A 21,069-nucleotide genomic window follows, 5' to 3' on the forward strand; every position below is an offset into this window, starting at 1 on the left:
GTGAGCAGAGGTATCGTCATGGGGTCAATCCAGGAGAGGATTGGGGACATCGGAGATCGATCGCTCTGGTACGTGCTTGATCTGCAACCACAGCACAATGCCCACAATGATTTCAATGGGAATGTTGAACAGTCCGATCGCAGCCACAGCCGCGTGCGTTTGTTCACCCGCCAGGGGAGCGGCGAATACCACAAAATCCCAGAGCCCGTGAAAAATAATCAACGGCAGGATGTTGTTGAATTTGAGCATCAACGGTGCAAAGAAGAATCCAAATAGAAAGGTCGTGATCAATTGCATGGGGAGAGCCACTAAAGGAGCGCCCCCAAACACATTCACTGCATGCAGTAGCGAAAAGCCGATCGCGCTTACCAACATCGCCCAACGGACTCGGTTGGTCGTCAAAAAGGCGTGTAACACAATGCCCCGATACATGATTTCTTCCCCAAACCCCACTAACAGGGTGGTGAAGCCAGCCAACGCAAATAATTGCCACTGGGCGGCACTGAGGGAGGCACGACTTAAGCCCGATAAACAAACAACCCACATGGCAATCAGCAAAACGATCGAGGGTAGAAGCCACACGAGTTGCTGACGACTGAGGGAACGGAAGCCGATCGCCTGCCAGCTAAAATAGCGAGTCACCCAGAAGACATTGATGGCATTGAGGAGAATCAACACCAACCAGAACAGGTTCATCATGGCTGGATCGCCGTAGGTAATGCTCAGGAATGTTTTCATGTAAAACATCCCGATACCCATGATTGCCGTATAGAGGCATGCCGCTAGGATTGCGATTTTGGGTTTTGAGAGTGATGCAAGCTTATCCACAATGGTTAAGTTCCCTTTTTATGCAATGGTTTCTTCAATGCTTCCGACTCCTGCCATCATCGCCCTCGAACCTCATGAAGCTAGGAGGGTGCAACACAAAACGAGGATTTAAACTGGCACGACAGTCAGCCTGGGCACACGCAACGGATCACTCACAAAGCTAGCTCCCACATCCCTGGGCACTTTGGGAAAAGATCAGTCCCTCATGGTCAAGATTCGGGTATTCGAGCAAGGTCGCTTTCGATAACCTTCGATCGAGCTACGCCCTGCCCGACTATTGGTTTGGATGTGAATTCCGGAAACTATGTTTGTGTCGCCGCGAATTTATTCATCAAGGCATTCATGCAAAAAGTCTATAATTGCACCGTAAGCTAAAATCGGTTTCTGCTGCTCCAATCCCCCGACTCACAGCTCCCCCGGAAACGTTCGATTCCATCGATCTCAATTCGACCACTCCGCCGATCAATCGTGACACGCGGATGATTTAGCCCATTCATCCGATATTTGCCTGTAATCTGGTCAGGCGTAATCTTGAGGTCGTTGAGCTTCCACCATCCGTTAGACCCGCCCGAATTGATTGGTGCAATTAGCTTTCCGGTTAGATGAATTTTCCCCTGCATATCGCGAACCTCGACTTGCACATCGGAATCGAAATTGTCAGTTGATGACTCGACACGATCGCGTCGGACAAATCGGTGGCGGCGATCGCTCCATTCATAACCAGCACGGGTTTCAACACCAGGTTTGCGGCCTTCCCCGTAGCAGATCAGGGTCAGACCTCGACGCGCTGAATCGCTATTTTCATGGGTAGAGCTACCTTGTTCCCGCAGATAGCTATCGATCACAGACTGAGCTTCACTGATGTCTCTCGAATTGCAGGAGCGACCATTTTGTAGAAGTTCTCCTTGAGGATTAAACAGTACCGTGCAGCCACTTCTAGGTCTCATTCCAGTTACGCTTAGATTGCCATTGTCTAAGGTATCAATCACGGCTTGAGCGTTAGCAGAACTTGTTCCGGTAAGAGCGAGCAAACCGAGGAAGATAGGAGCTAAAATTTTTGAGGATTTCATGGGTTGTCTTAAAGCAAATTGATTTGGACAGTTTGTTGATTTTTTGCAGGAGATCGACCTGCTGCGCGATCTACTATTCTGCAAAGAGGATGAAGTCACTGCGAACCCAGCCGATCGATTTAGATTGGACGAATTGCACTTTGCACCAGTTGAGGTCACTGCCGGAAGTATCTTTATCCGGTACGCACTCAAGGACGCTCACCTTGTCGCCTGGGACTCCATAGCTCGGTGAACTGGAGTTGACGGTTGGCTGCGATCGCACATTAATCTGAGCATTCGCACTACTGGCTTTCAGCGTACTAATGCCTCTTGGCGCAGTCGGTTGAGTGGTTGTAGGCGCTGTGCTCCAGTACACGTAGACTAGACCGCTCGGCAGTTTGAAGATCTGCCCTTTGTCTCCCAGTCCTGTCTGACGATAAACAGCGCCGCCTCTTTGATCGACATAGTTACCAGGATTGCTTCCAGTCGGCGTAAACTCATTGCGGACTCCATCTGCCCATTCGATGGAAATATTGCCCTGACGTTGAGAGAACTTACAAGACATTGAAACGGTTGCTTTACTTTGTCCATTTGGATAGTATTCGCAACGGGCATTTGTAGTATCAGCTTTTGCAGATACAGCAAAACTAGCGGACGCGATCGTTGTCGCGAAGAGCAAAGATAGATTGCGTTTCAGCATGATGAAAACTCCAAGACTACGAATTTAGAGAATGATAAAGTTGTGCTGATGGCTCTTTAGACAAAAGACTTGATGCAGGAAGCTGTGATTTCAAGATTATTTCAAGATTTCTGATTGCTGAGTAGCAAAGCTCTTGAATAGAGCAAGTAGCTAAATGAGGAGGTATTGATAACAATATGTTAGTTCAAGGAAAGCTGTCAAATAGAATTGCTCCAAATCGATTAGGCACAAATCTGCTACAAACGGAGCTGCACATTGTTAAACTCCTGGTTAACTTTCCGGCGTATTTTCGCTTCTGCTTCTTTCGCGATCGCAGTTCGATAGGTTTCGACGATGTGATTGGGCATGATGTCACCTTGATAGGATAGAAATGACCATTGCTCTCCACCATGCACGAATTCTATATTCAGTTGTTTGCTCATCGGTAGTAGAGGGATCGTATCGGCTAGATTGACGATTCGATAGTGATTTGGAATCAGGTTGCTGTGAGCCTCAATAAATTCCTTGTCGCCCACTCGTGGCCCTGCATACGCATAGAGCCGTAAATTTGGTCGAAGTTTGGGATAAAGTAGGGCGACTTCCATTGATGCAAATACTGCAAGCGCTGCCCCAAGACTATGACCTGAAACTAGCAGGGGTTTAGTTGGATCTAGGGATTGCACAGCCTCTGCAATGGGTTTAGCGAGAAAAGTTTTGTAAAAATCGTAGATTCCGTAATGAACTTTACCGATCGCAGTTTCAGTTTTGGGATCGCTGTAAGGTGCTTGGAGTGCAAGGACATTCTCTAACCATTCAGTTTGACGCTGAGTGCCCCGAAGCATCAAGAGATTGACCTTGGGCGACGTTAACAGAAAGCCGTAATAAACTGAGATCTTTTGTTGGAGTTGGACGACTTGCTTGACTTGATCTTGAATCACTCCCTTTGTTTCATTCAAGCGATCGCGAAGTTGATGCAAATTCTGGTTCGCGGAGAGTTCTGAAATGGGAATCTCGACAGGGATCGACTCTTCAACTTGCTCGTCTGCTTTGAAGGAAGTCACTTGCTTAAAGCTTGTAAATCCTTCTGAATAGAGGGGCAAGCTGGCAATACTGCCATCATAATCTGCTTGGTATTTGCCGCGCAGATATTGATAAGTGCAGATCTTACTTCCAGTAATCAGGAGCTTTGAGATTTTCCGATCGTAAGGAACCGTGGGAGATCGTAGTTTGACGCTCTGCTGAACGGAAAGCGTATCTTTAAGCGCTGTCATATCTGAGCGGAAGGCAGTTTGAATCGACTCAGTTGGGTTGTACAACTGTCGAAGCTCAGCTTGCTCAGCTTCAATCTCACTTCGTTGCCAGTGATCTCGCCCTAATGCAGCCGCGATCGTGGCACCTAATCCTGACCAGAGTAGAAGACGGCGATTAAATCTCATCGGTTTGTTCCATCCCTCTAGGAGCTTTGCTGAGATAAAAATGATGCACAGCTTGTCCGATGCCCCAGAAGTAGCAGAATGCCATTGCTCCGGGTGCTAAAACCATCAACCGAGGCGATCTGAACAAGACCGCCAAAATAAATAGCCCCAACCAAGCGAATCCTGCACTCAGAATCGCTCCAGCAATGCCAAAGAGAATTCCCATTCTCGCAAGTAAGTCTCCTCCCTTTTGAAAGTGCCAGAGCCGCGCAATTCCCATAATCAGGAAAAGATTGAGAACAATCAGCGCGATCGCTTTGAGAACATCAATGTGTGGAATCGGGAGCAATGCAACGATCGAGGCTCCCAGCGCATAGTCTAAGATCAGATCCCGAACTTTGACATTGACCCTAGCAGGATGCTCCATGACGTGCAGAACACTCCTATTATCGAGGTGGGAGAACAAACTTAGGCTTCAAATCCTCTCTACATTCCGCTTTGGGAGGACGAACCGGGTTATTGACAAAGGCAGCCCCAGCATCTCGCGCACACTGCGAAAATAACAATGCACCATGCCCACCATTCGGAAATTCTAGGTAAGTGCCGTTGGCTAATCCCGCGGTTGCCTCCTTGCCGATTAGTGTTGGGGTTTGGCTGTCATAGCGACTCTGTAGCACGAGAGTTGGAATGTTGCTCTTGAGTACGCCAGCGAAGGCAGCAGGTTTGACTGACCAGAACTGACAGATCGCATAAGCTGCTATGCCTGCCTCGACTCGCGATCGTCCCAGTTCAGGCATTTCCATTGCTTTGGACACCGCAGCACTCCGGACGGGATCATTGCCTGCAATCATATCCTGACAGTCCATTGAGCGAAAGGCTCCCTGAGTTATCCCGCGATCTACAGAAGATGTTGAAGTCAGAATCCCTGAAATGACTTCATAAGTGTGACGAATTTCTGCGTCGGGCAGCGTTCTCAAAGGCTGAGTTAACGGCTCTCTCATCTGTTTGGGAAAGATTTCGGCGATCGAGGCAATCAAGGTATTGCGATCGCGCGGCTGTCCCTTGAGAAAGCCTACTCCGTAAAAATTGCCTCTAGCAATGGTGCGGTCTGCTTCTGGCAAAGTCTCGATCGCATCTAGGACTTGCTTCACCCACTTTCGAGAAGGTCGTTGTGATTCTGCTAACTGAATTCTTTGAGTCAGTAGCTTTCGAGCCTCTGCCCTTAATTTATCTGATTTAGCGATCAAATTCTGAGGTTCACCAATGGGGATGAGCTTGGTTGCAGGGGTTTTAAAGATGCTGCCTGATACAACCCCGACATATGTTGTCGTGACTCCCTGCTCTAGTTCAGAGATGATCAAGGGCACATAGTTACGAATTCGATTGTCTGCATCTGTATTGAGCGAAGTGATCAGATCGGCAAAGGCATCAGGGGTAACACTCTCTGGAATCGGTTTGTCTGACTTAAAATTCTGTTTAGGTATTGGGATCGGCTTTTTATCAAGGGATTTGAGCAGTGCGATCGTGCGGGCTTTGAGGTTTGGATAGGCTCGATCGCAGGCTGCATCTTTCTGGCAATCCTCAATCAAGTTAAGGGTTACCACTTCAAGGTCAAGCGGATTAGCTTCGTACTTCCTGACATTGGGCGGAATAGTAGAGTCTAAGATCACGCTCCGAACCCGTTGAGGATGATCCCGCATAACGCGCATCGCTAGGTAAGTTCCGTAAGAAATCCCATACAGATTGACTTGATCATATCCTAGAGCAGAAGCAAGGCTGACGACATCTTTCGCGTTGTTGGAGGTGTTGTACTGAGTGAGATCATTCCCGTGCAGTTCTAGAACATTAGAACAGAGCGCGAACTGTGCCAAAGATTCACCTGTCGGATCAAGCTCGTTTTTGAATTTTGTAGCAAACGTTTCAAATTTCTTTTTCCACGGGCTGCCTGGAACCGTGAGCACCTGTGCAATGATGTTGAGGGTTTGAGAACAAGCTAAATCGCCAGAATACTGTGATCCGCGTTGGTCAAACAGAATCACATCGCGGGTCTGACGCTGATGGTTATGAGCCTGAGTAAAGAATGATAGCGCTGAAATATCACTTCCACCTGGTCCTCCGTGCAAGACGATTAGGGGATCAGGTTGGGGCGTGAGACTTTTACTTCGCAAGAGCGCGTAAGTTAGCTCGATTTGCCGCCCGTTGGGTTTACTGTAGTTTTCGGGAACAGTAACTACACCACAAATAGTGGTTTTTCCTTCGATTTCATCCGGATTGATCGGGGTTGGGCAAGGAATCTGAGTATTGCGAATTGGCTTCACAGTAAGCTGCTGAGTTTGCCCAGAGGCAGCCTGAGCAAGAACCACAATCGGAACTAGGGCGTAGTTCAACAAAAGCGCCTTCAAGAAACGTTTCATCATAGTTTAAACTTCTAGTTTTCGATAATGCGATCGCGAGTTCGTGGGGCATTCAGAACTCGCGATCGACACTAAGATCTACAAGCCGCCTTCATTGACATCCGAGAACTGATAGTTATAAAACTCAGTTCCAGTTACTTCATTGATGATGACGACTCTTGCAGTACCGCGATCGTACATGACTCGCACCCGTCCATCCGATCCCACAAACATATTGCCAGAGGTGCGCTTCAAGATACCAGAGAACTTGAACTCTGCTTCTGTAATGGTTGCTGCTATCTCGTTTGCGTTGCGAGAAGTCATTTGGGTGATTGGAGTTGCAGATTGCATCGTATTCGGATTTGCAGGCTTGGGTTTAGGAGATGCAGTGGGAATCCAATAAACGTAAATTGACTCATTTGCAAGGCGATAGATTTGTCCTTTGTTGCCGAGTCCCGATTGCCGATAAGCAGCGCGACCGTTTTGGTCGAGATAGGTACCAGGCTGATTTCCTCGCGGACGTAATTCATAGCGTCTGCCGTTCTTAAGTTGAATGCTGACAAAGCCTTGTCGTTGTGAAAAGGTACAAGCGCCGGAAGATTTTGCGCGATCTTCTCCTTTTGGATAAACATCGCAACGAGCATTCACAGTGTCCGCTTTTGCAGTCATTGCAGGACTGAGAGATGCGATCGAGACTGCTACTGCTAGAAGAGAATTTTTAAGCCTCATTTCAAGAAAGCCCCCTAGTTATTATTGGAATGTGGAGAGCAAGAAATCGTACATTAATTGCGCTTAGTAGCGCCTGATTTTAGAAGAATAAATCGGAGCTTAATTGATTGCTGAACTGGCTGTACGCGCGAGGTTATTGCAAGGACTAAGCGAATTAAACTAAAAGCATCATAAGCCAAGAAATGTTCAGAAGATAGAGTGTCAACCCTCTTATGTAGGATTTATAACTTCCCTAAATTAGAGGAGGCGAGTTTTTCTGCTTCAGATAACAATATCCCTTTACTATTTAAATCAAATCAGTCAGAAAATACTGAGATTAACCGACAATTAGCCAGAATAAATCAGTTAATTAATTCTAAAGAAAATCTTGAATTTCTAATTGAAGTTAGCGCGACGATAAGAGACAAACTTCTATCGTAGAAATAGACTGAATCTATCAGTTAAGTCAGTTAAGTTATAAATACCAATCTAGTTTTAACCGACTGTCCATGCTAGTCTTGAGCATAGAAAATTAATCGACGATCGCACCTCGATTCTTTCCCTTCCTAGCTGCCCATGACCTCGACCCCCAACCCTAAATCGAGCACGAAGCGAAAGCGTGGAATCTCTCTCAGTCCAAGTGGTTTGCGACGATTGAATCAGGCGATTCAGATTGTAGAAGCCTCAGAGAATGCTGGAAAGCGATTCACAGTCGAAGAGTTAAGCAAGCGAACTGGAATTTCGACTAGTACTTTGAGCCGTTTGTGGGCATCTAAATCTGGCATCGATCGCAGAATTCTACATTTACTATTTAACGCATTTAAGCTGGATCTCCTCGATGGCGATCTACAAATCGATTCGGATGAGGTTGAAGCAAAAGAGATTCAATCTTGGGCTAGTACTGCTTCGACGATCGTGCAGATCCCCTATCCAAGTGGTTCGCTTCCAGTTGATTCACCGCGCTATGTGAGTCGTCCGGAGGTAGACGATCGCGCCTTGCATGAAATCGTACAGCCGAGTTGTGTGCTTCGCATCAAAGCTCCTAGTGGTTTTGGCAAAACTTCGCTGCTCTTGCGGCTCTTACATCACTGCAATCAACTTGGATACGCAACGGTTTCAATCAATCTTCAGCAGGCAGATACAGAAGCGCTTGCAGATTCTCACGCCTTTTTTCGCTGGTTTCGTGCAGTGCTAGCGCTCAAGCTAAAGTTGGATTCTAGTCAGGATCAATACTGGGATGAGCTACTTGGAAGTAAGCTCAGCACAACCCTGTATCTGCGAGAGACAGTTCTACCGCAGTTACACCGTCCCTTGGTTCTGATTATTAATGAAGTTGAGCAGGTCTTTGAATACGCTGATACTGCGAGAAACTTTCTGCCTTTACTGCGATCGTGGCACGAAGAAGCCCAGCACGATGAAGTCTGGCAACAACTTCGGCTCGTCGTTGCCTATTCAACCGATGCTTACCTACCGTTAGACATCAATCAATCCCCATTCAATGTTGGGCTACCTTTAACGCTGCCAGAGTTTAACCAAGAACAAGTGCAAACTCTGGCTCAGCTTTATTCGGTCAGTTGGAGTGAGCAAGATTGCGATCGTATCCTGGCACTCAGCGGCGGCAACCCTGCTTTAGTCAGTCTTGCTCTCTATCATCTGAATCAGGGCATGACATTCGACGAATTACTACAATCTGCTTGTACTTTAAAGGGAATTTATCGAAATCATCTTCAGCGCCTGCTTGCTCAAGTGAATGGAAATGCACAGTGGACAGAACGCCTTGCTCCCCTGGTACAAGGAGCAGATGCAATCCATCTTGATCCAATCTTTGCCTACAAACTAGAGGGAATTGGACTGATTCAGCCTACATCGGGTGGATGGAAACTGAGTTGTGAACTCTATCGAACTGCGTTTCAAACTTATTTACTAAATTGATCCCTGCATGACAAACTCATTTCACTATAAAGTGGGTGGTAGCCTTCAGGCAGATGCTCCGACCTATGTTGTTCGACAAGCTGATCTTGAACTCTATCGGGCACTGCAAGCAGGGGAATTTTGCTATGTATTCAATGCGCGGCAGATGGGAAAATCATCGCTGCTCGTGCGCGTTAAACAACAACTTCAACAAGCTGGAGCAGAGTGCGCTTATCTAGATATGAGTCGATTAGGCAGCGATCGACTGACTCCGAAGCAATGGTATTACGGCATCATTGTGAGTCTGCTCCAGAGCTTTCAGCGATTGAATCAAGTCAACTATCGAGAATGGTTTGCGGCTCATGCCGATTTACCGCTCATTCAATGCTTAACTGCTTTTATTGAAGAGATTCTATTTGCAGAGTTTGCAACTGCACCAATTTATATCTTTATTGACGAGATTGATAGCTTACTTAGCTTAGAGTTTCCGGTCGATGATTTCTTTGCCTGGATTCGCTCTTGCTACAATCAGCGATCGCATGATGTTCGATATCAGCGCTTTAATATTGCTCTGTTTGGGGTAGCGACTCCTGCGGATCTGATCGCCGACAAGCAGCGCACGCCTTTCAATATCGGTCGCGCAATTCAACTGGATGGATTTACTTCAGAAGAAGCAATCCCACTGGCAACGGGACTGCAATCTGCGATCGACCATCCGATCTCGGTTCTGCAAGCGATTCTGCACTGGACAAAAGGACAACCCTTTCTCACGCAAAAGCTCTGTCAACGAGTCATTGATACGATCGAGCAAGCAACTCCGCTTCAGATTCCCCCCGGTATGGAATCCTTTTGGGTCGATGAATTAGTCAAAGCCCATCTTCTAGACAATTGGGAAGCCCATGACGAACCTGTGCATTTAAGAACCATTCGCGATCGACTATTCTGGAATGAGAATCGCACTGGACGACTATTAGGCATCTATCAACAACTTTTACAAGGCGAGGCAATTCTCCTAGATGATAGTCGAGAACAGATTGAACTATTACTCTCAGGCTTGGTTGTTCGGCAAGGGAATTTACTGGCGATCAAAAATCCAATCTATCAGCAAGTTTTTGACCTGAAATGGGTCAATCAACAATTCAGTACCCTACGCCCCTATGCCAATGCGATTAACGGCTGGATTGCTTCTGCTCGAACTGATTCGACCTATCTTTTACAAGGGCGAATGTTGCTCGACGTACAGCAGTGGGCACAAAACAAAAGTCTCAGTGATTTGGACTATCAGTTTATCGCTGCAAGCCAAGATGTAGAACGGCAGCGCATTCAGCAAGAGCTAGAAACTCAGCGAGAAAGCGAACGATTTTTTCGGCAACTTGCAGAAGCGGTTCCTCAAATTGTGTGGATTGTGGAACCTGATGGCACCTTGTCTTACACGAATCAGCAAGGAAGTACTTTCTCTGGGCGCTTGTTTTCTGAAGTCGCAGATTGGAAGCGATTGGATGTTATTCATCCCGACGATCGAGAGCAGAGTCTTACAGCTTGGACGCATTCTCTTGCAACCGGGGAACCTTACGAAATCCAACTGAGAATACAAGATGCGACTGGAAACTATCGTTGGTTTCTGAATCGAGCCATTCCGATTCGAGATAGCAATGGGCAGGTTGTAAAATGGTTCGGAACCAGCACAGACTTGGATACGCTCAAACGAGAAGAAGAAGTTCGACGCTTGCAAGAAGTGGAAAAACGACTTCATCAAGAGCAACGCGCGGGTCGTCTGCAAAAATGGCTGCTCGGAACAATTAGCATCGCCTTTGTGATTGCGAGTGGACTCGGACTCTATGCCTTTGCCCAAAAACACGAAGCGACTCTGCGCGAAATCGAAGCGATCGCAAATGTTTCAGAAGCTCAATTTGCCTCTGGCGATCGCTTAGATGCCCTGATCACTGCTATCAGAGCACATACTCAACTGAATCAGTTACAGAATGCCCCTGTTGAGCTTACTGCTCAAGTTGATCGAGAGCTTCGCCGCTCTGCTTTTCAAGCAGTTGAGCGTAACCGATTTGCTCCGGATAAAGGCAGAGTTCGAGGCGTTGCAGTCAGTCCCGATGGGCAACGCCTCGCCACAACCCACGATCGACCATCTATTATTTTGTGGAAAGCTGACGGCACTCAACTCGCCACCATTCCAGAGAAAGCTCAAAAAGTCCTGTTTAGCCGAGATGGACAAGTTCTAATTACGGGACTAGATGACGGAACAGTGCGATTGTGGAGCAGTCAAGACGGTAAGCCGATTGCAGTTTTTAAGGGAAGCGACAAGCTCATAATGTCGATCGACATCAGCCCGGATGGACAACAGATTGCCGCAGCAACGGGTAATCTCATCAAAATCTGGAGCTTCGATGGCAAGCTGATTCGTACTTTAACTGGACATCAAGCAACCGTGTGGGAGGTGAAATTTAGCCCCGATGGGAAATCGATCGCGAGCGCGGGTGCAGATAACACTGTGATTGTTTGGAACTCAGAGGGCAGCAAAATTCGCACATTAAAAAATCCAGTTGTCTCGAATGAAGGCGAAAACCGTCTCGTGGGTCTAGCTTTTAGCCCGGATAGTAAACTGCTTGTTGCAGGCGATTGGTACGGCAATATTCTCTGGTGGAACAACGAAGGTAAGCTGATCAATACTACTTCTGAGCATCGTAATGCAGTGGATAGTCTAGTCTTCAGTCCCGATGGACGAATGCTAGCGTCTGGCAGTTGGGACAGTACGATCAAGTTATGGGATATGAATGGAACGCTACTGAGAACTTTACCTGGGCATCCTAGCGGTACTTTGTCGATCGCATTCAGTCCCGATGGACAACAGCTTTTCTCTGGCGGTGAAGATGATCTGATTCGAGTCTGGCAACTCTCGTCTGAGTTTGTCACTATCTTGCGCGGACATCGCGCCTCAGTCTGGAGCGTCAAACTCAGCCCCGATGGACAAACTATCATTTCCTCTGGATCGGATGGCACGATCAAGCGTTGGACCCAAAGCGGTCAACTGTTGCAGCGTCTCCCTTCAGAACATGGGGAGGTTTGGGCAGTTGATTTCAGTCCAAATGGACAAACGATCATTGCGGGAAGCGATGATGGTACGCTGACGTTTTGGAGCAAAGAGGGCAAACTTCTCCGCACAGTCAAGGCTCACACAGCCGCAACATTTGGTCTGACGTTTAATCCGACTGGCGAAGAAATTGCTTCTGTAGGTTGGGACGGAACCATCAAACTCTGGAACCGCGATGGCAACTTGATTCAAGCTTTAGAAAAAAGTCGAGAGTTGTCTGATACACTCAGCGATCGCATTAACGCTGTTGCTTTTAGCTCAAATAACCAATGGCTTGCAACCGTCGGTCGAGACGAATTCATCCGGCTCTGGCAGCGCAACGCTAACGGGCAATTTACTCCCCGCCCTCAACTCAAATTTAACGGACAGCAAGGCAATCTTTGGGATGTCGCCTTTAGTCCCGATGCTCAAATCCTCGCAACAGCCAGCGAAGACAGTACGATTAAACTCTGGTCACTGAATGGAACATTAATTCGCACTTTGAAAGGACATCACGATCGCGTCAATTCAATCACCTTTATTCCACCGAACGCTGGACTGCCTGCTGAATGGGGAACAGTTATCGCTTCTGCAAGTTGGGACAAAACCATCAAACTGTGGAAACTGGATGGAACACTACTCACCACACTCGAAGGACATGAAGACAGAGCTTTAGATGTGACGTTTTATCCAGCAACCCAAACGAGCAGTGCATTCCTCGCTTCTGCTGGACTCGATCGAGCAGTGATTTTATGGCGGCTTGATCGAGTGCTCAAGACCGATCAGATTTTGAACGCGAGTTGCGTCCGAGTGCGCGACTATCTGCGGAGTCAGCCAGAGTTGAGCGATCGACAATCTCTGTGTCAACCTTAAATTGTTTGACCCCGGATGAATTTGGATAATCGTCGATAACTATCTATGCAGGCAGTTGGATCAGGAATTTAGTTCCCGCCCCCAAACTGGAGTTGACTAAAATCTGACCTCCATGTTTTTCCTCCACAATTTGACGGGCGATCGCTAACCCCAAGCCGGTTCCTTTTCCAACACCTTTTGTGGTGAATAAATGGTCAAAGATTCTTTCTTTCACCGCTTCGCTCATACCCTTGCCATTATCCCGAATCCGAATTTCGACGTGATTGCCTACGATGGCTGTCTGAATCTCAATGCGTTGCGGGTTGGCTTCTAATTCAGCATAAGAGAAGCCTTGTGCCATTTCATCAAACATATCGATCGCGTTTGCCAAGATATTCATGAACACTTGATTCAATTGTCCAGGAAAGCACTCAACAGCCGGTAATGTTCCATACTCTTGAATAACTTGAATCGCTGGGCGAGCATCATTTGCTTTGAGGCGATATTTCAAGATGAGCAACGTGCTGTCGATGCCTTCATGCAGGTCAGCACAGACTTTATGCTCGGTATCGGCGCGCGAGAACGTGCGAAGACTATTACTAATTGACTTAATGCGATCGACGGCACCTCTCATTGAGTTCAGTACCTTCGGCAAGTCCTCGTAGATAAACTTCAAATCAATGTCTTCCGCATTGTCTTGAATGGGTGCAGCGGGGTCGGAATAATGTTGTTGATACAGTGCTAGGTGTCCGAAGACATCTTGCACATAATCGCTGGCATTTCTGATACTGCCATTGAGAAAGCCGATCGGGTTGTTGATTTCGTGAGCGACTCCAGCGACTAGGTTGCCCAAGGATGCCATTTTTTCGCTTTGCACCATTTGGAGTTGAGCATTTTGCAATTTGGCTAAGGCTTGTTCAAGTTCCTGAGATTTTTGCAAAACCGCATTTTCAGCCCGTTTGCGATCGCTAATATCTCGCGCCATTGTCGAGAAGTACTCAACTTCCCCATGACTCGATTTGTGGGCAAGCACCACTTGAGAAATCGGAATCTCTTGTCCAGTTTTATCGAGTACGGCTGTTTCACCGATCCACATCCCCGAGCGGACAGCTTCAGGCAAGGCTTGATTCGCAATGATCTCGATTGCCCAAGCAGGGTGGTGATCAGCAATATTCGTTTCTGTTCGATCGAGATGCAACAGATTGCGCCAAGCCCGGTTCACGTAAAGAATTCGTCCTTCCGGATCAGCGGTGCCAATAAAGTCTGAGGTACTCTCTAAAATGGCGAGTAACCTTGCTTGCTCTGCTTCAACCTTTTTGCGATCGCTAATGTCAATCACAATGCCATCCCAAACGACTTCGCCATCCTCCCGACGCTCGGGTTGAGAAATCGCTTGCACCCACTTCATGGCGCCAGTCGGTGTTATAATGCGCCACTCATGCCGAAATGGTGTGAGATTCTGAGCAGACGCTAGTACAGCTTGAAAAACTCCTTCTTGATCGTCGGGGTGTTCAAACTCTCGCAGGCTATACTTCCCACTCATCAGATCTTCTGCTGCGACCTCATACAGAGTTTGGCAGCCCGAACTTACATAAGGTATCGATGATGTGCCATCAGGCTGAATCCGAATCTGATAGATTAACCCTGGAATATTATCTGCAAGCTTCTGGAAGCGGGTTTCACTGACTTTTAACTGTTCTAAAGACTGTTCTAGCTGTTGTCCGTAGACTTGAGAGGCTTGGTAAAGACGCGCATTCTCTAAAGAAATTGCTGCCTGAGTACAGAGAAAATTGAGCAGGAGCAAGCGATCGCGCGTAAACACGCCACTCGTGGAGCGATTTTCTAGGTAGACCATGCTGATCAAATTTCCCCGATTCAGGATGGGCACGCAGAGGACACTTTTTGGCTGATGTTTGCTCAAATATTCATCAATTACGGGTAACTCTGTGTCGCAATTGTCAATCAGCACCATATCTTGGGTGCGTTTGACATACTGAATCAGTTTAATCGGCAGATGAGCATGATCCGCTAAGGGTTCTGTACGAAGTGCTGTCGCGTCAGCTGTGGCGATCGCTTTTACAATCCAGTCTCCCGCTTGATCGGGTAAGAGTACTGCACAGAGATCGCTGCCTGAGTATTGCAGAATCACTTGCGTCAGTTGATGAAGTAAGTCATCGAGTTGAATAGTTCCTGACAGGCTTTGGGAGGTCTTGAGGATCGCGTTAAAGTCTAACGTGAGATTAACGCTCATCTCAGAAGAATGATTTGAACTAGTAGCGGGATGGATCGAAAGTGGTAAAGCGATTGGTGCAAGAGTTTCGAGCACATTGAAAACTGGACTCACGGGCTGGAGAATTGGATGAAGTAAATCTGGATATCGGGTTTCCAGATCAGCTGTTTTGGCTTTGGCTCCCCAACGGCTATAGCAGTAGTATGCTTGCTGTATATAACTTGCAGCAATTTTGGCTTTGCCCCAGTGGAGGTAAAATTTTGCTGCCAGTTCGTTGGAAAGCGCTTCATCTTGAATAAAACGATTTTCCTTGGCAATGGCGATCGCGCGATCGTAAGCTTCGATCGCATTCGTTTTATCGCCGAGAACTCGACATCGTTCTGCTTCCACCAGTTCCCAACGATGTTGATGGTTCATTGGGGCTAAGGTTGCCCAATGGTGCAATTGGTCTTGATGCTCTTGCACTTTGAGGAGTATTGTTTGACGCTCTTCGTCTGCAACTTCTGAAACTTGAGCCAGTTGAATGAGTGCCTCAAACCAGGAGTAGAGCGGAACCATAAACGTTCCTAATCCGCCATCAAGGTATTGGGCAGTTTGGGCAGAGGTTTCGATAGCCTCCCGATTTTTCTCAAAGAGATAGTAAAGAATCGTTTGGTTAATGTGCCAGATAAACAACGCAGCGCGATGATTCATCGCTTTTAGCTGAGGCAAACATTGGTCGTGGTGAAAAATCTCGCCAGTGAGCCGATAAGGAACTGCGGTCTGTCCTAGTAAATTCAGAACAGTTTGTTGATAGATCTCTTGGTAGGGTAGGCTGAATGTCTGTTTGTATCGCGCAATCGTTTGACGGTAAGCCTCCAAGGTTGGAGCCAAATCGACTAAGTCCTGCCCTGCATGATAGGCGTAATAACAATAAGCTGTTGCATTCAAGCTCAGGGATTCAATGTCTCCAGTTTCCAGCCCACTCTGATAGGCTTCCTGCAAAGGCGGAAGCATGTTAGATAAATGGGTTTTCCAATGTTTGATGTAAGTATGAACTACATACCAGGAACGACTCTTGAAGGGTTTGGCTTGTAGTTGTTCTAGTAAACTTAGCGCTAACTCTCCAAACTCATATCCGTTATCAATATCACCGATCACACAACTCAGAATCAAACCGTAGTCTGCGTAAGTAAAGATAGAAACCGGGCTGTTCCCAAATTGGATGGATAATTCAACTTGCTTGAAAATTAGTAAGGGCATTAAGTTCGGTGCTGCCATGTAAGCCGCAGACACCAATACCGTCAGGATTTCCATCGTAGCTAATCGATGGGAATCAGTCATTGCGGGCAGTTCGAGTAAACGCTGAGGTGCTTGATCTGCCCAAAGCGATCGCGTTACTCCAAAGGCTTGTCCAATGTCTGCTTGGGTGGGTTGGGCTGGAAATTCGATTCCTAATTCTTTTAAGACCTGTAAACCAACGGCGATTGAATCGAGGAATTGCCCTTGGACTTTGGCTCCCATGATTCGGATTTGCTGTACTTTGATGGTATCGAGTAAGGTTCTAGCATGGTGCAACACGATGCCTGCCCACTGTTCCATCTGCTCAAAATCTGTGTTCAGATAGCTGGCTTCAGCAATTTCTTCATGCAGTGCCAACATTAGTGAATAGTGGCTCTCCCACGCGGCTTCTGGCAAGAGTTCAATTCCTATCCTCAGATAAGCGATCGAGGCTCCATAAGCTGTCGAAGTCTTCGCTTTGCGGCCCGCTGCTACGTTTAACTCCGCCAGTTTTTCCCGTTCTGGCAGATGTGTGATCAAGGGAATGCCCACATTAAGATGATTAGCAATTTCAAAGAGGCGGTCTTCCCGTTCCTGCTGAGAAGAATTCTGGAGTAATAATTGCCCCATTTTTAGATGCGTAGACTGCTGCTGACCAGCAGCAATGAGAGAATAAGCAGCTTGCTGTACTCGATCGTGCAAGAATTTATAAATCACAATAACTTCGTTCTCTTGCGTATCTCGATCCTGCGATTGAAAGAACTTGTAGGTTTCATTGATCGGGAGAATCAATCCTTCTTGTAATGCCTTCCATAACTGACTTGCTGTTTCGATCGAGGATTGTTCTGCAACGATTGCCAAGGTTTTCAAATCAAACTGGTTGCCAATGCAAGCGGCAAACTTTAACACAGTCTGCGTCTCCACAGGCAGCTTCTGCAACTGCTGCGCCATGAATTCCACGACATCATCAGTAAGTGTTAACTGCCGCATTGATGCTAAATCACATTGCCAGTAGCCCAAATTAGCCTGGAATGTAATCCATCTCTCTTCATAAAGAGCTTTGAGAAACTGCGTCGTAAAGAAGGGATTGCCTTGGGTTTTTTGATAAATCAGTTGCGTGAGAGGACGTGCTAGGTCATCAGTGCAACTCAAAGTGTCAGCCACTAACAGATTTACCGTCATTTCTCTCAGAGGAGCAAGGGTAATTTTATTGATCGTGGCTTGTGCTTTCTGAATTTCTTCCAAGGTCAGCATTAAGGGATGGGCTGTGAAGACTTCGTTATCGCGATAAGCTCCCAGAATCAGTAAATAGCCAGAACTCGCTTGGCTCATTAACAACTTCACAAAATTCAGTGAAGCAGAATCTGCCCACTGCAAGTCATCCAGAAACATAACCAGAGGATGCTCTGAGGTGCTAAACACCTGAATAAATTTCTGAAACAGAAGATTAAAACGATTCTGAGCCGCAGTTCCAGAAAGTTCTGGCGCAGGAGGTTGCACACCAAGAATGCGTTCGAGTTCCGGAATCACTTCAATAATGACTTGAGCATTCTCGCCTAAAGCTTTAAGAATCCGGGATTTCCAGGTGTGCAGTTGCTCATCTGATTCTGAGAGCAGTTGTGCCATCAAGTCGCGGAAAGCTTGAACAAAGGCAGAGAAGGGAATGTTGCGATTGAATTGGTCAAATTTGCCTTTGATGAAGTAGCCGCGTTGTCGCACAATCGGCTTATGCACTTCGTTGATGACCGCAGTTTTGCCAATTCCGGAGAATCCCGCGACTAGCATTAATTCGGTCTGTCCCTGCGCAACACGATCGAAGGCATCGAGCAAGTCTTGCACTTCCGCTTCTCGTCCATAGAGCTTTTCGGGAATGGTGAAGCGATCGCTGAGATCGCGAGTGCCAATCTCGAAAGGTATCACTGTGCCGATTTCTTTCAGTTGATGTAGGCAAGTTTCCAAGTCATACTTCAGACCCAAGGCGCTTTGGTAGCGGTCTTCCGCATTTTTTGCCATGAGCTTCAGCACGATTTCCGACACGGTGATCGGGATCTCTGGATTGAGTTCATGGGGTGCACTCGGGACTTTAGCGAGATGACTGTAGACGAGTTCCATCGGCTCATCGGACTGAAAGGGGAGTTGTCCGGTCAACAGTTCGTACAAGGTGGCTCCAAAAGTATAGAAGTCACTGCGGTAATCAATGCCCCGATTCATTCGCCCGGTTTGCTCTGGAGACAGGTAAGCGAGCGTTCCTTCTAAACTGTTCGGATTCTGGATTTCTTGGGTTTCCCGAGGAAGGAGTGACGCGATGCTGAAATCGATCAACTTCACTTGTTTCGAGGTAGGCTGAATCAGAATATTTGCAGGCTTGAGGTCTTTATAAATGACCCGCTGCTGGTGCAAATCGTGCAGAATCTCGGTCAGCTGTAGCGCGATCGTCAAGACCTCACACACGGATAGCGTAACCTGACGGGTATAGTCCTGAAGGGACAGCCCGCCAATGTCTTCCATGACTAAAACATAGCTGTTGCCATAGGCTTCAAGGCTATAGGGACGAATCACCCCTGGCAAGTTGAGTGCTTTGGCGATCGTGTATTGATTGCGAAAATGCAACAGATCGTCGAAGGTGGGATACTCCTGCTGTAGGAATTTCAGGACGACAGGACGCTGGCTAGACTCTTCCACCGCGCGATAAACCCGAGTGCGTGATCCAGCATACAACTGCTCCACGATCTCGTAGCCAGAAAGGCTTGGAAAAGGCGTTGGATGGGTAGGAGTTGCTGGTGCCATAGGAAGGATGCGGCTCAAAAATCTAGGTTTTTTCTAGATTTCCCCTGACCTTTGGCGCGAGCAACAGGCATAATCTATGGGTTGGGCTGAAGATCACCTTAGTAATTGAGCTATGTCTAGTTTCTGAAAGGCGGCATCGACTCGGGAATGACGACTCCACCTTATTTTTAAGACTGTAAGAGAACTTTGAAGAAAACGGTCATCTCTATTGTTCAGTCTATCAATGAAAGAAATGGACAAAGTTCAGACATCTGAGCTTTGTCCAGCATTGGTGTGACAATGAGCAAGCTGAGCGATTAATTTCGAGGAGGAACTTGAATCCGAGCCGTACCAATTGGGATTTCTGCATTGAGTCCAACTTGTTTAGCCGTGACACTATAGAGTAAAATTTCGCCTTCTTCCATGGTGATATCGGTATCAGAGAAATTAATCTCGATTGTTTTTCCTGAAATTACGGGCTGATTGAACACGACTGCTACTCTTCTATCAACTCTCTCAATTTTTGCAGGAATCATTTTACCTGTTTCATCAGCCACAGTGATGCTCCGAAACTTCGCCATTTGAGGAGGAACGAGAACCATCACATCTTGTAATGACATTCCCAAAACCATCACACGGATCAGATGATTTTCACCTCGAATTTCGGAACTACTGATAAAAGGGGAATTGAAGCTGAAAAACATCTGATTGTTCTGGGATCTCAGCAGAGGAGCGGTAGCAGTAGCAGGAAGAAATGTTGCTCCTGAAAGTGCGATCGAGGATAGACCAACTAAGACAAAGCGTTTCATAAGGATTGTCCTGGATAAAAAGTGGTTGGATACGATTGAGTTCAGTCGAGTGTTGAATTGCCTAACTAGATAATGCTGTATGAAGCTCTAGAAAACCTGAGAGCGAGATTAAGGTTAGCTGAGAGATAGAGCTTGTAGGAAGGTTACTACGAGCATGAGGAAACTATGTTGTGCTTAAAAGATGAGGACTCACAGTTTAGGGTTTCTCAGCGTGTATAAAGTCATCTCTCATCAACCGTTAAAGCAAGTAGTGGATACTAGGCAAATTGCAGTCGTATATCCCGGTTGACCTAGGGATTAGAAGATTACCGTTTCTCTTAAAGATATGAACTTCTCAAATTTTGACCAACTTCCTACCGCCTTACAGACCGTCGTCACTCAGCAAACCTTGACGATAGGTCAGGCGCTCTTTCATAAAGGTGAACCTGCTGACACAGTATTTGTGATTCAGTTTGGACGGATTCGGTTACTGCATTACACCGAAAGTGGGCAGATTGTAAATCACTACCAAGTCAATCCCGGTGAACTTTGTGCAGAGTTGGTACTATTCATTGAGACTTATGCTTGCACTGCGATCGCGGAAGAACTCACTCAGGTTTTAGTTTTTCCGAAACAAGCCTTTCTGAAAGCACTGCAACAAGATTCGGATCTTGCGATCGCGTTTATGGCACAAATGGCGTATCGATTGCACTTGACGAAAACAATGCTAGAAGTCCGTGGAATTCGGTCAGCACGAGAACGGGTCTTGCATTATTTACGGTTTGTGATGCCGACGGATCAAAACTCTGTCCTCTTAAAGCAGCCTTTGAAGAGCATTGCCTATGATTTGGGGATCAGTCCGGAAGTATTATCGCGTACTCTGACTCAATTAGAGATCGAAGAGGGTATTTTACGGGAAAAACGTCGAATTACACTCCTCGAATAAGCTGTAATCAACTTAAAATAATCTAAAGAACTCGTGTAACTACTCAGGCTGAAGCACCGTTGGCATTGTCGGGTTGCCCAAGAAAACTTGCTTGAGTGCTTCGAGGACATTCACCCCTTGCTTTTTGAGCGTGGAGATATAGCCGCGAATCCGCCCAAACAT

General features: G+C 46.9%; 12 protein-coding genes. 3 read left to right on the forward strand and 9 right to left on the reverse strand.

The genetic code is table 11. The annotated features are described in order from the left end of the window. Window positions 1–24 precede the first annotated feature (24 nt). From J0L70_RS29085 to J0L70_RS29115, 7 genes are all read right to left on the reverse strand, one after another. Window positions 25–738, reverse strand: a complete 714-nt coding sequence (locus J0L70_RS29085) for a CPBP family intramembrane glutamic endopeptidase (RefSeq protein ID WP_190652981.1) — start codon at window positions 736–738, stop codon at window positions 25–27. 461 nt (window positions 739–1,199) lie between these two features. Next, window positions 1,200–1,898, reverse strand: a complete 699-nt coding sequence (locus tag J0L70_RS29090; protein WP_287456884.1) for a hypothetical protein — start codon at window positions 1,896–1,898, stop codon at window positions 1,200–1,202. 73 nt (window positions 1,899–1,971) lie between these two features. Beyond that, a complete protein-coding gene (locus J0L70_RS29095) occupies window positions 1,972–2,577 on the reverse strand; it encodes an SH3 domain-containing protein (RefSeq protein ID WP_287456885.1) in 606 nt (201 codons plus the stop codon). Between the two features lie 236 nt (window positions 2,578–2,813). Then, window positions 2,814–3,992, reverse strand: a complete 1,179-nt coding sequence (locus J0L70_RS29100) for a lipase family protein (RefSeq protein WP_287456886.1) — start codon at window positions 3,990–3,992, stop codon at window positions 2,814–2,816. After that, on the reverse strand, window positions 3,982–4,398 hold the full coding sequence (locus tag J0L70_RS29105) for a hypothetical protein (RefSeq protein WP_287456887.1): 417 nt from the start codon (window positions 4,396–4,398) through the stop codon (window positions 3,982–3,984). The genes J0L70_RS29100 and J0L70_RS29105 overlap by 11 nt, the downstream gene beginning before the upstream one ends. A 19-nt stretch (window positions 4,399–4,417) precedes the next feature. Then, window positions 4,418–6,388, reverse strand: coding sequence for an alpha/beta fold hydrolase (locus tag J0L70_RS29110; RefSeq protein ID WP_287456888.1), 1,971 nt, complete (start codon window positions 6,386–6,388; stop codon window positions 4,418–4,420). A 75-nt stretch (window positions 6,389–6,463) separates the two neighbouring features. Beyond that, window positions 6,464–7,093 (reverse strand): hypothetical protein, encoded by a 630-nt coding sequence (locus J0L70_RS29115; RefSeq protein ID WP_197693296.1) that lies wholly within the window; start codon window positions 7,091–7,093, stop codon window positions 6,464–6,466. Window positions 7,094–7,648: 555 nt separating this feature from the next. Here J0L70_RS29115 and J0L70_RS29120 point away from each other — a divergent pair. Both J0L70_RS29120 and J0L70_RS29125 read left to right on the forward strand, forming a co-directional pair. Then, window positions 7,649–9,004, forward strand: a complete 1,356-nt coding sequence (locus J0L70_RS29120) for an AAA-like domain-containing protein (protein ID WP_287456889.1) — start codon at window positions 7,649–7,651, stop codon at window positions 9,002–9,004. A gap of 7 nt (window positions 9,005–9,011) precedes the next feature. Beyond that, window positions 9,012–12,938 (forward strand): AAA-like domain-containing protein, encoded by a 3,927-nt coding sequence (locus J0L70_RS29125; protein ID WP_287456890.1) that lies wholly within the window; start codon window positions 9,012–9,014, stop codon window positions 12,936–12,938. A 43-nt stretch (window positions 12,939–12,981) separates the two neighbouring features. Here J0L70_RS29125 and J0L70_RS29130 read toward each other — a convergent pair whose 3' ends face one another. Both J0L70_RS29130 and J0L70_RS29135 read right to left on the reverse strand, forming a co-directional pair. Then, window positions 12,982–19,194 (reverse strand): ATP-binding sensor histidine kinase, encoded by a 6,213-nt coding sequence (locus J0L70_RS29130; protein ID WP_287456891.1) that lies wholly within the window; start codon window positions 19,192–19,194, stop codon window positions 12,982–12,984. A gap of 296 nt (window positions 19,195–19,490) precedes the next feature. Then, entirely contained in the window at window positions 19,491–19,982 is a 492-nt protein-coding gene (locus J0L70_RS29135) for a hypothetical protein (RefSeq protein WP_287456892.1), read from the reverse strand. A 325-nt stretch (window positions 19,983–20,307) separates the two neighbouring features. Here J0L70_RS29135 and J0L70_RS29140 point away from each other — a divergent pair, with 325 nt between their 5' ends. Continuing rightward, on the forward strand, window positions 20,308–20,907 hold the full coding sequence (locus tag J0L70_RS29140; protein ID WP_287456893.1) for a Crp/Fnr family transcriptional regulator: 600 nt from the start codon (window positions 20,308–20,310) through the stop codon (window positions 20,905–20,907). Window positions 20,908–21,069: the final 162 nt, after the last annotated feature.

Origin of the sequence: Leptolyngbya sp. UWPOB_LEPTO1, assembly GCF_017302695.1 — a bacterium.
Classification (GTDB): Bacteria; Cyanobacteriota; Cyanobacteriia; order Leptolyngbyales; family Leptolyngbyaceae; genus Leptolyngbya; species Leptolyngbya boryana.

Excerpts from the sequence above, each read along its gene's own strand:
- J0L70_RS29085 (WP_190652981.1), bottom strand. The coding sequence starts at position 738 with ATGAAAACATTCCTGAGCATTACCTACGGCGATCCAGCCATGATGAAC.
- J0L70_RS29090 (WP_287456884.1), bottom strand. The coding sequence starts at position 1,898 with ATGAAATCCTCAAAAATTTTAGCTCCTATCTTCCTCGGTTTGCTCGCT.
- J0L70_RS29095 (WP_287456885.1), bottom strand. The coding sequence starts at position 2,577 with ATGCTGAAACGCAATCTATCTTTGCTCTTCGCGACAACGATCGCGTCC.
- J0L70_RS29100 (WP_287456886.1), bottom strand. The coding sequence starts at position 3,992 with ATGAGATTTAATCGCCGTCTTCTACTCTGGTCAGGATTAGGTGCCACG.
- J0L70_RS29105 (WP_287456887.1), bottom strand. The coding sequence starts at position 4,398 with ATGGAGCATCCTGCTAGGGTCAATGTCAAAGTTCGGGATCTGATCTTA.
- J0L70_RS29110 (WP_287456888.1), bottom strand. The coding sequence starts at position 6,388 with ATGATGAAACGTTTCTTGAAGGCGCTTTTGTTGAACTACGCCCTAGTT.
- J0L70_RS29115 (WP_197693296.1), bottom strand. The coding sequence starts at position 7,093 with ATGAGGCTTAAAAATTCTCTTCTAGCAGTAGCAGTCTCGATCGCATCT.
- J0L70_RS29120 (WP_287456889.1), top strand. The coding sequence starts at position 7,649 with ATGACCTCGACCCCCAACCCTAAATCGAGCACGAAGCGAAAGCGTGGA.
- J0L70_RS29125 (WP_287456890.1), top strand. The coding sequence starts at position 9,012 with ATGACAAACTCATTTCACTATAAAGTGGGTGGTAGCCTTCAGGCAGAT.
- J0L70_RS29130 (WP_287456891.1), bottom strand. The coding sequence starts at position 19,194 with ATGGCACCAGCAACTCCTACCCATCCAACGCCTTTTCCAAGCCTTTCT.
- J0L70_RS29135 (WP_287456892.1), bottom strand. The coding sequence starts at position 19,982 with ATGAAACGCTTTGTCTTAGTTGGTCTATCCTCGATCGCACTTTCAGGA.
- J0L70_RS29140 (WP_287456893.1), top strand. The coding sequence starts at position 20,308 with ATGAACTTCTCAAATTTTGACCAACTTCCTACCGCCTTACAGACCGTC.